Origin of the sequence: Saccharopolyspora dendranthemae (genome assembly GCF_007829955.1) — a bacterium.
GTDB classification, from domain to species: Bacteria; Actinomycetota; Actinomycetes; order Mycobacteriales; family Pseudonocardiaceae; genus Saccharopolyspora; species Saccharopolyspora dendranthemae.
In genome coordinates, this window is sequence record NZ_VIWX01000004.1 from 164,576 (window position 1) to 180,037 (window position 15,462).

Annotated in this window: 1 protein-coding gene (running past one end of the window); it reads right to left on the reverse strand. The window is 71.2% G+C overall.

Annotated elements, in window-relative coordinates; all coding sequences use genetic code 11:
• A protein-coding gene (locus FHU35_RS19485; protein WP_145741808.1) for a type I polyketide synthase crosses the window boundary here: on the reverse strand, window positions 1–15,462 show its 3' portion. Its footprint extends 14,703 nt past the window's final position; only the last 15,462 of its 30,165 coding nucleotides appear in the window; its start codon lies beyond the right edge, outside the window; the stop codon is at window positions 1–3.

The following is a 15,462-nucleotide window of genomic DNA, read 5'->3' on the forward strand; positions in this document are numbered from 1 at the left end:
TCAGCCGTCGCCCAGTTCGCTGTCGAGCAGGGCGAACATCTCGTCGTCGGAGGCCGTGTCGAGGTCGACCTGGGCCTCATCGGACGTGTGCTCGACCCGCAGGGACTCCCACCTCGACCGGAGCACCTCGAGTCGGCCGGCGACCTGCTTGTGGACCTCGTCGTCGATGTCGGCCCCGGTGAGCGCGTTCGCCAGGCGCTCCAGGTCGGCCAGCATCGAGGTGACCCCGGCTCCCTCGTCGGGGACGAGTTCGCCGAGCAGGAACTGCGCCAGTTCGTTCGGCGTGGGGTAGTCGAACACAAGCGTTGCGGGCAGTCGCGTGTCCACCGCCGCGCTGAGCCGGTTGCGGAACTCCACCGCGGTGAGCGAGTCGAACCCCATCTCCTGGAACTGGCGGCCGGGCTCGACCGCGCTCGAGTCGTCGTGGCCCAGCACTTCGGCGGCCTGCCGCTGGACGAGGTCGAGGACGATCTCGGCGCGCTCGGAGGCCGTGCGACCAGCGAGCCGAGCCGTGAGCGCCTCGGCCGTGGGCTCGGCGACCGTCCGGCGCGTGCGGCGCCGCACCAGGTTCCGCAACAGCGGTGGCACCTCGCCACGGGACCTGATCGCCGCCAGGTCCAGCCGGACCGGCAGCACCACGGGCTCGTCGACGGCCAGGGCCGCGTCGAACAGGCTCAAGCCCTCGTCCGTCGACAGCGGCGGCATCCCGGACTTGGCCATCCGCTCGGTCGCCACGTCAGCGGCCATCCCGGTCTGCTCCCACGCGCCCCACACCAGGGAGGTGCCCGGCAGGCCGAGGTCCCGGCGCTTCTCGATCAGGGCGTCGAGGAACGCGTTGCCCGCTGCGTAGTTGCCCTGGCCCGGGTTGCCGAACGTGCCTGCCACCGACGAGAACACCACGAAAGCCGAGAGGTCCCCGGTGAGCTCGTGCAAGTTCCAGGCCGCGTCGACCTTCGGTCGCAGCACCGTGTCGAGGCGTTGCGGTGTCAGCGACTCGACGGGGCCGTCGTCGAGCACGCCGGCGGTGTGCACGACGGCCGAGACCCGGTGCCGCTCCAGCAGCTCGGCCACCGCAGCCCGATCGGCCACATCGCAGGCCGCCACGTCCGCCGTGGCACCGAGCTCCGCCAGATCCGCTACCAGCTTCTCAGAACCTGCGGCCTCCCAGCCTCGACGGCTGACCAGCAGCAAGCGGCGGACATCGTGCTCGGTCACCAGGTGGCGGGCCACCAGCGCACCTAGACCACCGGTACCGCCGGTGATCAGGACGGTGCCCTCGGCGTTCCACGCGGTGCCGTGCGAGGGACTGACCCTGGCAAGACGCGGTGCCAGCACGTCGCCGTCGCGGATGAGCAGCTGCGGCTCACCGGAGGCCAGCGCTCCGGCCAGCACCGCCGGATCCACCGCCGCCGAATCCACGTCGACCAGCAAGAACCGGCCTGGGTGCTCGGACTGGGCGGACCGGACCAGGCCCCACACCGCAGCCCCGGCCACATCGGAACCCGAGACCGCTCCCCTCGTCACGAACACCATCCGGGAGTCGGCGAAGCGCTCGTCCGCCAGCCATTCCCGCACCAGGTCGAGCGCGTGCGCAGCGAGGTCGTGCGTGGAGGTGACCACGTCGCCCCCGGTTCCGGTCATCGGGACCAGCACCGCACCGGCCTCGATGCTCGCCAGGTCCCGGTGCGCGGCGCCGGGCAGTCCGAGCGGGTCCGGGGCGAGCACGGCCCAGTCTGATTCGGCCGCGTCGGTGGTGGTGACCGCAGTCCACTCGACGTCGAACAAGGAGTCGCGCGTCGCGGCCTGGCCGGCGAGTTCGGCCGACACAGAGCGCACGACCAAAGATTCCACCGTCGCGACCGGAGATCCGGTCGTGTCGGTCATCCCGAGGGTCATCGCGCCGTCCGCTGCCACCGACAGCCGCACCCGCAGTTCCGAAGCACCCGTGGCGTGCACGGACACGCCGTTCCAGGCGAACGGGACACCGGCCACACCATCGCCCTCGGCGAGGAACGCGGTGTGCAGGCACGCATCCAGCAGCGCGGGGTGCAGCCCGAAACCACCGGTGTCGATCCCGTCGGGCAGCGCCACCTCGGCGAAGAGCTCGCCGTCGCGGCGCCACGCGGCGCGCAGGCCCTGGAACACAGGACCGTAGTCGAACCCGGCCTCGGCGAACCGCTCGTAGCAGTCCTCCAGCGCAACCGGCTCCCCGCTCGCGGGCGGCCACGCGCCGTGGTCGACCGGCGCCGCATCGTCTCCAGGCGCGAGAACACCGATGGCGTTCTCCGCCCACGGCGCGTCGGCGTCACCGTCGAGGCGGGAGTGGATCGACACGCTGCGGCGGCCGGAATCATCTGGGGCACCGACCGAGACCTGCAACTGGACCGAGCCCTCTTCGGGCAGCACCAGCGGCGAGGCCAGCGTCAGCTCCTCAACCCGGTCGCACCCGACCTCATCACCCGCACGCACCGCCAGCTCCACCAACGCGGCGCCGGGCACCATGGCCTGGCCCATCACGACGTGGTCGGCCATCCAGGGCTGCGAGCGCAGCGACAACCGGTTGGTGAACACGTACCCGTCCGAGCCGGCCAGTTCGACCGCGGCTCCCAGCAACCGGTGCTCGACGGCCTGCAGTCCCAGTCCCGAGGCGTCCCGGGACTGCGTGGAAGGCATCGGCCAGAACCGCTTGTGCTCGAAGGCGTAGGTGGGCAGCGGCACTCGCCGAGCACCGGTCCCGGTGAACAGCGGCGCCCAGTCCACCTCGACCCCCGCCACGTGCAGCTGCGCCATCGCGGTGACCGCGGATACCTCTTCGGCACCGTCCTTGCGCAGGATCGGGACCAGCACCGCGTCCTCGACCGACTCGGCCGCCATCGCGGAGAGAACCCCGTCGGGCCCCAGCTCCAAGAACGCGCTCACTCCCGCGTCGGCCAGATCGGCGACGACATCGCCGAACCGCACCGCTTCGCGCACGTGCTGCACCCAGAACTCCGGCGAGCTCACGTCACCGGAGACCACGACCGGCAGGCTCGGGGTGTGGAACGTCAGCCCGCTGATGGCTTCGCGGAAGTCCTCCAGCACGGGATCCATCATCGGCGAGTGGAACGCGTGGGAGACCTGGAGGCGGGTCGACTTCCAGCGCGACGCCACCTCCAGCACTGCAGCTTCCGCACCGGCCAGCACCACCGAGTTCGGTCCGTTCACCGCGGCGATCGACACCTCATCGGTCAGGTGCCCCAGTACCTCGGATTCACCGGCTCGCACCGCCACCATCGCTCCGCCAGCGGGAAGAGCCTGCATCAGGTTCGCCCTGGCCGTGACCAGCGCGCAGGCGTGGGGTAGCGAGAGCACGCCCGCGACGTGCGCGGCAGCGATCTCACCGATCGAGTGCCCGGCGAGGTAATCCGGCCGCACACCGAACGACTCGACCAACCGGAACAGAGCGACCTCGACCGCGAACAGCGCAGGCTGCGCGATGCCGGTCTCGTTCAAAGGCTCGGCGTCCGCACCCCACATCACATCCCGGACTGCCGGGTCCAGGTGTTCCAGCACCGCGTCCAGAGCTTCGGCGAAGACCGGGAAGCGGTCGTAGAGCTCGCAACCCATGCCGATGCGTTGCGAGCCCTGCCCGGAGAACAGCACGGCCAGCGGCCGCTCACCGGCGACACCGCGCGCCGCCTCCACGACTCCCGTGTCCCCGTCGAGCAGCACTGCCCGGTGCTCGAACACCGACCGCGATTCGACCAGCGAGAATCCGATGTCGACCGCGGACTCCTCCTCGACGAAGGCGCGGATCCGCTCGACCTGCCCGGACAGCGCACCCTCGGACTTGGCCGACACCGGGAGCGGCACGACGCCGGGAAGGACCTGGGTGTCCTCCACCGGCTCGTCGACGGCCGCCGGCTGTTCCAGGATCAGGTGGGCGTTGGTGCCGCTGATGCCGAACGACGACACGGCCGCCCGGCGAGGCCGGTCCACCTCCGGCCACTCGGTGGAGTCGGTGAGCAGCTCCACCGCACCGGACTCCCAATCGACCTGGGAGGTCACGGTGTCCGCGTGCAGTGTCCTCGGCAGGACGCCGCGCTGCATGGCCGTGATCATCTTGATCACGCCCGCGACGCCCGCCGCCGCCTGCGTGTGCCCGATGTTGGACTTGATGGAGCCCAGCAGCAGCGGCTGCTCACGGTCCTGGCCGTAGGTGGCCAGCAGGGCCTGGGCCTCGATCGGGTCGCCGAGCGCGGTTCCCGTCCCGTGACCCTCCACGACGTCGACGTCTGATGTGGACAGTCCGGCGCTGGCCAGAGACTGGCGGATGACTCGTTGCTGCGACGGGCCGTTGGGCGCGGTGAGACCGTTGGACGCACCGTCCTGGTTGACCGCCGAACCCCGCACGACCGCCAAGACCTCGTGCCCGTTGCGCCGCGCGTCGGACAGCCGCTCCAGGACGACCACCCCGGCGCCTTCGGACCAGCCCACGCCGTCCGCCGAATCGGAGTAGGCCTTGCACCGGCCGTCGGAGGCCAGTCCGCGTTGCCGGGAGAACTCCACGAACGAACCCGGTGTGGACATCACGGTCACACCACCGGCCAGTGCCAGCGAGCACTCACCGCTACGCAGCGCCTGCATCGCCCAGTGCATCGACACCAACGACGACGAGCACGCCGTGTCCACCGTCACCGCAGGCCCCTCGAAACCGAAGGTGTAGGAGATCCGGCCGGACACGACGCTGGGTGAGTTCCCGGTTCCCTGGTGGCCCTCCGAACTTCCGCTGAGGAGCTGGCTGTAGTCGCTGTACATCACGCCGGCGAACACACCGGTGCGGCTGCCGCGCAGCGAGACCGGATCGACGCCCGTCCGTTCCAGCGCTTCCCACACGGTTTCGAGCAGGAGGCGCTGCTGGGCGTCGGTGGCCATCGCCTCCCGCGGCGACATCCCGAAGAACGCCGCATCGAAATCACCCGCATCATGCAGAAAACCACCATGCCGCGCGTACGAAGTACCCGCGCTATCAGGATCCGAATCGAACAACGAATCCAGATCCCAACCCCGATCCACCGGGAACCCCGAAATCGCATCCACACCACCGGACACCAACCGCCACAAATCCTCCGGCGACGACACCCCACCCGGATAACGACACGACATCCCCACCACGACCACCGGATCATCCACCACGCTCGACACAGCCAGAACCGACTGGGCAGCAGTCGATTCAGATCCGAACAGCTCGTCGTGCAGATGCGTGGCCAGCGCGTGGGTCGTCGGGTAGTCGAAGACCAGCGTGGCGGGCAACCGCAAGCCGGAAGCGGTTCCCAGCTGGTTGCGCAGCTCGACGGCGGTCAGCGAGTCGAAGCCCAACTCCTGGAACGCCCGCGAAGGATCGATCGCGTTCGGATCCGCGTGCCCCAGCACCGCGGCGACCTCGCCGCGCACGAGGTCGACGAGAGTCTGCAGGCGGTCGGCCATGCCCAGACCGCTCAGCCTGGCGACCAGCGACTCCGCCGTGCGCGTCTGCGCAAGCGACCGGCGCGACCGGGCCCGGACGAGTCCGCGCAACAGCGGCGGGACCTCCCCTGCGGAGCGCAGAGCTGCGAGGTCGAGTCGGACCGGCAGCACCACCGGACGGTCCGTGGACAGTGCGGAGTCGAACAGCTCGAGCCCTTCGGCAACCGACAAGGCGGGCATTCCCGGGCGTCCCGGCGCGGCCATGCCGGCCTGCTCCCAAGCGCCCCACACCAGCGATGCGCCCGGCAGTCCCTGAGACCGCCGGTGCTCGATCAAGGCGTCCAGGAACGCGTTGCCCGCCGCGTAGTTGGCCTGTCCCGGGGTGCCGAAAGTACCGGCAGCGGAGGAGAACACGACGAACGCGGACAGGTCCTCGGTCAGTTCGTGGAGGTTCCAGGCGGCGTCGGCCTTGGGCCGCAGCACCGCATCCACCCGTTCCGGGGTCAGCGACTCCACCACACCGTCGTCGAGAACACCCGCAGCGTGCACCACGGATCGGACCGCGTGCTGCTTCAGCAGGCTCGCCACGGCGTCGCGCTCGGCCACGTCGCAGGCGACGACATCGACCTGGGCACCGAGATCGGTCAGGTCAGCCGCCAGCTTACCCGCGCCCTCGGTGTCGAGGCCGTGACGACTCGCCAGGACGAGTTCGCGAACGCCCTTGTCAGCGACCAGGTGGCGAGCGATCCGGGCGCCCAGGCCACCGGTGCCGCCGGTGATCAGAACCGGGCCGTTCACGGCCCAGTCCACCGTCTCGTCCTGCGGCGCGACGCGCGCCAACCGGGCGGCCAGAACCTCACCGTCCCGGATCAGCAGCTGCGGCTCGTCGCTGGACAGAACCCGCCGGATCGCGGTCTCGTCCACAGGCTCGGAGTCCAGGTCCAGCAGCACGAACCGGCCCGGGTGCTCCGACTGCGCCGAGCGCACCAGGCCCCACGCGGCGGCCGCGGCCACGTCGTCGCCCGACATCGCACCCCGCGTCACGAACACGAGACGCGATTCGGCGAAGCGCTCCTCGGACAGCCACTCGTGCAGCAGCCCGAGGGTCCGCGCGGCGAGGTCGTGGGCGGAGGCGGCCGCGTCCGCAGCGCCCGTGATCGGTGCGAACACCACGTCGTCCTCGACATCGTCGAGGCTCGGGTGAGCGCTGCCGGGCAGTCCCAGCGCGTTCGGGCCGACCACGGCGCACTGCGGAGCACCGGCCTCCGGCGGTGCGGCCGCCGGCACCCACTCCACGCCGAACAGCGCGTCGCGGCCGATGCCCGCACCGCTGAGCTGCTCAGGTGAGACCGGGCGGACGGCCAGCGACCGCACCGAGGCGACCGGTGCACCGGTGGTGTCGGCCAGGTCGAGAGTCAGCGTCCGATCGGCTCCTCGCGACAGGCGCACTCGCAGTTCCGCGGCGCCCGCGGCCCGCAGCGACACACCCGTCCAGGAGAACGGCAGACCGGCCGCGCCCTCGTCGTCGGCGAGGAAGGCGGCGTGCAGGCTCGCGTCCAGGAGGGCTGGGTGCAGCCCGAACCCGCTGGTAGCGACGTCTTCGGGAAGCTCGATCTCGGCGAAGACCTCGTCCCCGCTGCGCCAGGCGGCGCGGAGCCCCTGGAAGACCGGCCCGTAGTCGAACCCGGCATCGGCGAGCCGGTCGTAGCAGCCGTCCAGCGCCACCGGCTCGGCCAGCGCGGGCGGCCACTCCCCCAGGTCGGCCCCGTCGTGCCGGTCGCCGGTACCGAGAGCGCCGCCGGCGTGCTCGGTCCAGGTCGAATCCGCAGCGTGCTCGGGCCGCGAGTACATCGCGATCGAGCGGTGGCCCGACTCGTCGGCGGGGCCGACCGAGACCTGCAGCTGGATCGCGACGTCCGCAGGCAGCACCAGCGGGGACGCCGTGGTCAGCTCCTCGACCCGATCGCACCCGACCTCGTCCGCCGCGCGGATCGCGAGTTCCACCAGGGCGGCGCCGGGCACGATCACCTGGCCCATCACGACGTGGTCGGCGAGCCAGGGCTGCGAGCGCAGCGACAACCGGCTGGTGAACAGGAACCCGTCGGAACCGGCCAGTTCCGAACCGGCACCGAGCAGTGGGTGGCCGAGGGCGGTGAGGCCCAGGCCTGATGCGTCGTGCGGCTGCGCGGTCGGTGCCGGCCAGAACCGCTTGTGCTCGAAGGCGTAGGTGGGCAGGTCGACCCGGTGAGCGCCGGTTCCGGTGAAGAACGGACGCCAGTCCACGTCGAACCCGGTCGCGTGCAGGTGTGCGAGCGCGGTGACAGCGGTGGCCTCTTCGTCGCGATCCTTGCGCAACATCGGGACCAGCACCGCGTCCTCGACCGACTCGGCCGCCATCGCGGAGAGGACCCCGTCGGGCCCCAGCTCCAGGAACGCGCTCACTCCCGCGTCGGCCAGATCGGCGACGGCGTCGGCGAACCGCACCGTCTCCCGGACGTGCTGCACCCAGAACTCCGGATCCGACACATCACCACTCGTCGCGATCGGCAGGGTCGGAACCTCGAACGACAGACCGCTGATCGCCTCCCGGAAGTCGTCCAACACCGGATCCATCAGCGACGAGTGGAACGCGTGCGACACCTCCAACCGCCTGGACTCCCACCGCTCGGCGGCAGCGACGACCGAGGCCTCCTCGCCGGCCAGGACCACCGACGACGGCCCGTTCACCGCGGCGACCGACACCTCATCGGTCAGGTGCGGCAGGACCTCGGCCTCACCAGCCCGTACCGCGACCATCACGCCGCCCGTGGGCAGAGCCTGCATCAGACGCGCCCGAGCGCTGATCAGCGCACACGCATCCTCCAACGAGAACACACCCGCCACATGCGCCGCCGCGATCTCACCAATCGAATGCCCCGCCAGGAAGTCCGGCCGCACACCGAACGACTCGACCAACCGGAACAGAGCAACTTCCAGCGCGAACAGAGCAGGCTGCGCAACACCCGTCTGATTCAACGCATCCGCGTCCTCACCCCACATCACGTCCCGCACACCCGGATCCAAGTGCTCCAGCACCGCGTCCAAAGCCTCGGCAAACACCGGGAACCTGCCGTAGAGCTCCCGGCCCATCCCCAGGCGCTGCGCACCCTGACCCGAGAACACCACCGCCAACGAACCCGCACGCGCGGTACCCGAAGCAACCTCGGTGAGACCCGCACCCTCAGCCAGCAGGACCTTGCGGTGCTCGAACAACGAGCGCGATTCCACCAGCGAGAACCCGACGTCCACCGCGGCGGTGTCCTCGACGAACGATCGGATCCGCTCGACCTGGCCGGCCAGCGCGCCCTCGGTCTTCGCCGACACCGGCAGCGGCACGACGCTCGCGTGCCACCGCGCGGGCTCCGCCGGCGCGTCGGCGCCAGGGCCCTGCTCCAGGATGACGTGCGCGTTGGTTCCGCTGATGCCGAACGACGACACGCCGGCTCGACGCGGACGACCGGTGTCCGGCCACTCGGCGGCTGCGCTGAGCAGCTCCAGCGAACCCGCTTCCCAGTCCACGTGCGACGACGGCACGTCCGCGTGCAACGTGGGCGGCAGAACGCCGCGCTGCATGGCGGCGATCATCTTGATCACGCCCGCAACACCGGCCGCCGCCTGGGTGTGCCCGATGTTGGACTTGATCGAGCCCAGCAACAACGGCCGGTCGCGGTCCTGACCGTAGGTCGCCAGCAACGCCTGCGCCTCGATCGGATCACCCAACGTCGTTCCGGTGCCGTGCGCCTCGACCACGTCTACGTCTGAAGTGGACAGACCAGCGCTGGCCAAGGACTGACGGATCACCCGCTGCTGCGAGGGACCGTTCGGGGCCGTCAACCCGTTCGACGCACCATCGGAGTTGACCGCCGAACCCCGCAGGACTGCGAGCACCTCATGCCCGTGGCGCCGGGCGTCCGAAAGACGCTCCAGCACCAGCAGACCCACGCCCTCCGACCAGCCCACACCATCGGCGGAGTCGCCGAACGCCTTGCACCGGCCGTCCGGAGCCAGGCCACCTTGGCGCGAGAACTCCACGAACGAACCGGGTGTGGACATCACGGTCACACCACCGGCCAGCGCCAGCGAGCACTCCCCCTGCCGCAGCGCCTGCGCCGCCAAGTGCATCGACACCAGCGACGACGAGCACGCCGTGTCCACCGTCATCGCCGGGCCTTCGAAACCGAAGGTGTAGGAGACGCGGCCGGACACCACGCTGGCGGAGTTCCCGGTCCCCTGGTGCCCTTCCGAGGCTCCGCTCAGCAGCTGGACGTAGTCGCTGTACATCACCCCGGCGAACACACCGGTCTGGCTGCCGCGCAGCGACGCCGGGTCGATTCCCGCGCGCTCCAAGGACTCCCACGCGATCTCCAGCAGCAGCCGCTGCTGAGCGTCGGTCGCCACGGCTTCGCGCGGTGACATGCCGAAGAACTCGGCGTCGAAATCACCTGCTGCGCTGAGGAACCCGCCCGATCGGACGTAGGACGCGCCAGTGCGCCCAGGGTCTTGATCGAACAGCACGTCGAGGTCCCAGCCCCGGTCGGTCGGGAACTCCGAGATCGCGTCGACGCCGTCGGCCACCGAGCGCCACAGGTCCTCCGGCGACGACACACCGCCCGGATAGCGGCAGGCCATCCCGACGACGACCACCGGGTCGTCGGAGACCGAGGTCCGGGTGGGCAGGAGTGCCGACGCGCCCGCGTCGGCTCCGACCAGCTCGTCGCGCAGGTGCTCGGCGAGCACGGCCGTGCTCGGGTAGTCGAAGACCAGCGTGGCGGGCAGGCGCAGACCGGTCGTGGCACCGAGCCTGTTGCGCAGCTCGACCGCCGTCAGCGAGTCGAAGCCCAAGTCCTGAAACGCCTTCGACGCAACGATCGCGTTCGCGTCGGCGTGTCCCAGCACTGCGGCGACCTCGCCGCGCACCAGGTCCAGCAGGGCTTCCTGGCGCTCGGCGTCGTTCAAGCCGCTCAGGCGGGTCGCCAGTGTCTCCGCGGTGCGCGACGCCGCCCTGGGCGTCCTGCTCCGGACGAGAGAACGCAGCAGCGGAGGGACCTCGCCCTGAGCTCGGATGGCCGCCAGGTCCAGGTGCACCGGCACCACCACCGGCCGGGTCGCGGACAGAGCGGAGTCGAACAGCTCCAGGCCTTCCGGCACCGACAGGGCGGGCATTCCCGAACGGCCCGCCGCCATGCCGGCCTGCTCCCACGCACCCCACGCCAGTGACACGCCCGGCAGGCCCTGAGACCGCCGGTGCTCCACCAACGCGTCCAGGAACGCGTTCCCCGCGGCGTAGTTCGCCTGTCCCGGGTTGCCGAACACTCCTGCTGCCGAGGAGAACACCACGAAGGACGACAGGTTCTCGGTCAGCTCGTGGAGGTTCCAGGCCGCATCCACCTTCGGCCGCAGCACCGTGTCCACCCGCTCCGGGGTCAGCGACTCGACGACACCGTCGTCGAGCACGCCCGCGGTGTGCACCACCGCCGAGACTCGTCGGTGGTCCAGCAGCTCGGCCACCGCGGCCCGGTCGGCCACGTCGCAGGCCACCACGTCGACGCTGGCGCCCAGCTCGGTCAGCTCGGTCGTCAACTCGCCCGCGCTCGCGGCACCCGGGCCGCGTCGACTGACCAGCACCAGGTCTCGCACGCCCTGCTCGGCGACCAGGTGTCGAGCCACCTGCGCGCCCAGGCCGCCCGTGCCGCCGGTGATCAGGACCGAGCCGTCGGCCTCCCAGCCGACCGGATCGTCCTGCGGCGTCACCCGCGAGAGCCTCGCCGCCAGGACGTCGTTGCCCCGGACGAGCAGCTGCGGCTCAGTCGAGCCCAAAGCCCGTGACACCGCTGCGGGTTCCACCGAATCCGCGTCCAAGTCCAGCAGGCAGAAGAGGCCCGGATGCTCGGACTGGGCGGACCGCACCAGCCCGGCGGCAGCGGCGGCGGCCACGTCAGCACCGGACACCGCACCTCGGGTGACGAACACCAGCCGGGAACCGGCGGGACGTTCGGCGCCCAGCCATTCCTGCACCAGAGCCAGCACGCGGGACACCGTCGCGTGGACGGTGTCGGGGACGTGTCCCGGTTCGGGGGCGATCGGGACGAGCACCACGCCGCCGGTCACCGAGCTCAGATCGGACTCGGCGCCGACCTCGACCCCGGTCGCGCGCAGGGATTCCGCCAGCCCGAAGGCATCGGCCCCCAGCACGGTCGCCGGTGCGTCGTGCGCCTCCGCCGGAACCGGATTCCAGTCGACGCCGAACAGGGACCGCCGCCCAGAGCTGCGAGCGCTCAGCGGCTCGCCGGACACCGGCCGCACGGTCAGCGCCTCGACGGAGGCCACCGGCACTCCGTCGGGATCGGCCATGGCGAGCGCCATCGAGCCGTCGGCGGCCTTGCGCAGCCGTACTCGCAGCTCCACCGCGTCCCAGGCGTGCAGCGACACGACCGACCACGAGAACGGCAGCCCCGGCTCTCCGTCGGCGACGACGGCGGCCGCGTGCAGGCACGCGTCGAACAGCGCGGGGTGCAGGTCGAATCCGTCGGCCTTCACGTCGTCGGGCAGCGCGACCTCGGCGAAGGTGTCATCGCCCCGCCGCCAGACGGCCCGCAGTCCTCGGAAGACCGGGCCGTATTCGAGCCCGGCGTCGGCGAGCCGGTCGTAGCAGCCTTCCAGCGCAACGGCTTCCGCGTCCTCAGGCGGCCAGGCGGCGGCGTCGAACTCGGCCCCGCGGCCGTCGACCCCGAGCACGCCGCTGGCGCAGGGCGACCAGGGCTGGTCCTCACCGCCGTCGGACTGCGAGTAGACGTTCACCGAACGGCGTCCCGACTCATCGGCCGAGCCGACCCAGACCTGGACCCGCACCCCGCCGTTCTCGGGCAGGACCAGCGGTGAGACCAGGGTCAGCTCCTCGACACCGGGGCAGCCGACTTCGTCACCGGCGCGCGCGACCATCTCGACCAGCGCCGCGCCCGGCACGACCGGGTTGCCCATGACCACGTGATCGGCCAGCCACGGGTGGGACTGCAGCGACAGCCGGCTCGTGAACAGGGCTCCGTCACCCTCGGCCAGCTCCACCGCGGAGCCGAGCAGCGGGTGTTCGGTCGAGAGCAGACCGAGGCCCCGCGAGCTGTCGTGGCGGGCGGCGAGCGCGGGCCAGAACCACTCGTGCTGGAAGGGGTAGGTGGGCAGGTTGATCCGGCGTGCACCGGTCCCCTCGAACAACGGTGACCAGGACACCTCGACGCCTGCCGCGTGCAGCCGCGCCAGCGCCGTGACGGCCGATTCCTCCTCGCCGCGCTCCTTGCGCAGGAGCGGGACCAGCACGGTCTCATCGGGCGATCCGACGTTCTGGACCGACTCGGCCGCCATGCCGGACAGGACGCCGTCGGGCCCGAGCTCCAGGAAGGCCGTGGTTCCGGCGCCCACCAGGTCGGCGACGGCGTCGGCGAACCGGACGGGTTCGCGCACGTGCTGCGTCCAGTGCTCGGGCGAGGTCACATCACCCGAGGTCACGACGGGAATGGTCGGGGCGTGGAAGGACAGGCTGCTGACGACCTCGTGGAACTCGTCGAGCATGGGGTCCATGTGCGCCGAGTGGAAGGCGTGCGAGACGGTCAGGCGGGTCGACTTCCAGCGCGACGCCACCTCCAGCACCGCGGCTTCGTCGCCGGAGAGCACGACCGAGTTCGGGCCGTTGACCGCGGCGATGGACACACCGCCGATCACGTGCGGCAGCACCTCGGCCTCACCGGCCTGCACCGCCACCATCGCGCCACCGGTGGGCAGCGCCTGCATCAGGCGCGCCCGCGCGCTGACGAGCGTGCAGGCGTCCTCCAGCGAGAGCACACCGGCCACGTGCGCGGCCGCGATCTCGCCGATCGAATGGCCTGCCAGGTGGTCCGGGCGCACGCCGAGCCACTCCACCAGCCGGAACAGGGCGACCTCCAGCGCGAACAGCGCCTGCTGCGCGTTGCCGGTCCGGTTCAGCGCGTCGGCGTCCTGTCCCCACATGACCTCCCGCACCGCGGGGTCGAGGTGGGCGAGCACGGCGTCGAAGGCCTCGGCGAAGACCGGGAACCGGGCGTGGAGTTCGCGGCCCATGCCGAGGCGCTGCGACCCCTGGCCGGTGAACAGCACCGCCAACGATCGCGCCCGAGCGACGCCGCGCGCGGCCGGGACCACGCCATCATCGGAGGCGACGAGGGCCGCCCGGTGCTCGAACTGGGCGCGCGAGGTGGCCAGCGAGTAGGCGATGTCGAGCTGGGAGCCCTCGGCCGCGCGGAGTCGCGCGGTCTGGTCGTCCAGGGCCGCTTCGGACTTCGCCGAGATCAGCCACGGCACCGCTGCGGGAACCACCTGCGGCTCGCCCGCGGACTGCTCGACCGCGGGGCCCTGCTCCAGGATCACGTGCGCGTTGGTGCCGCTGACGCCGAAGGCCGAGATCCCGGCCCGGTGCGGACGGTCCGACCGCGGCCATTCGGCGGCGCTGGTCAGGAGTTCCACCGCTCCGGCTTCCCAGTCCACGTGGGACGACGGGGTGTCGGCGTGGAGGGTCGGCGGCAGCTGGCCGTGCTGCATGGCGGCGATCATCTTGATGATGCCCGCAACGCCGGCCGCCGCCTGCGCGTGCCCGATGTTGGACTTGATCGAACCCAGCAACAACGGCCGGTCGCGGTCCTGACCGTAGGTCGCCAGCAACGCCTGCGCCTCGATCGGATCGCCCAACGTCGTCCCGGTGCCGTGCGCCTCGACCACATCCACGTCCGAAGTGGACAACCCAGCACTGGCCAACGACTGACGAATGACCCTTTGCTGCGACGGACCGTTCGGCGCCGTCAACCCGTTCGACGCACCATCGGAGTTCACCGCCGAACCCCGCACCACCGCCAGCACCTCGTGACCGTGCCGCCGCGCGTCCGACAGACGCTCCAGCACCAGCAGACCCACACCCTCCGACCAACCCACACCATCGGCCGACTCACCGAACGCCCTGCACCGGCCATCCGGCGAGAGACCGCGCTGGCGGGAGAAGCCGATGAAGGCGCTGGGGGTGGACATGACGGTGACGCCGCCGGCGAGCGCCAGCGAGCACTCCCCCTGGCGCAGCGCCTGGGCGGCCAGGTGCGTGGCGACGAGCGACGACGAGCACGCCGTGTCCACCGTCACCGCAGGTCCCTCGAAACCGAACGTGTAGGAGACGCGGCCGGAGACCACGCTCGATCCGCCGGTGGCCTGGTAGCCCTCGGCGTCCCCCGCGAGGAGCTGGGCGTAGTCGTTGTACATCACCCCGGCGAACACACCGGTCTGGCTGCCGCGCAACCCGACCGGGTCGATTCCCGAGCGCTCCAAGGACTCCCACGCGACCTCCAGCAGCAGCCGCTGCTGAGCGTCGGTCGCCAGGGCTTCGCGTGGCGACATCCCGAAGAACGCGGGGTCGAACTCACCCGCGTCGTGCAGGAATCCGCCCGAGCGCACGTAGGAGGTACCGACGTGATCCGGGTCCGGATCGAACAACGCGTCCATGTCCCAGCCGCGGTTGTCGGGGAACTCCGAGATCGCGTCGACCCCGTCGGACACCAACCGCCACAGGTCTTCCGGCGAGGACACACCGCCCGGATAGCGGCACGCCATCCCGACGACGACCACCGGGTCGTCGGCGGTGCTCGCGAGCGCGGGCAAGGCGTGGGCGGGCTGGGCCGCTGCGTCGAACAGCTCGTCGTGCAGGTGCGCGGCCAACGCGTGGGCCGTCGGGTGATCGAAGACCAGCGTGGCCGGCAGCCGCAGACCGCTCGCGGCACCGAGCCGGTTGCGCAGCTCCACCGCCGTCAGCGAGTCGAAACCCAAGTCCTGGAACGCCCTCGTCGGTTCGACCGCCCTGCCATCGGTGTGTCCCAGCACCGCGGCAACCTCACCGCGCACCAGGTCGAGCAGAGCGTCCTGTCGTGCTGTCTCGCCGAGTCCGCTCAGGCTGGCGACCAGCGATTCCGCGGC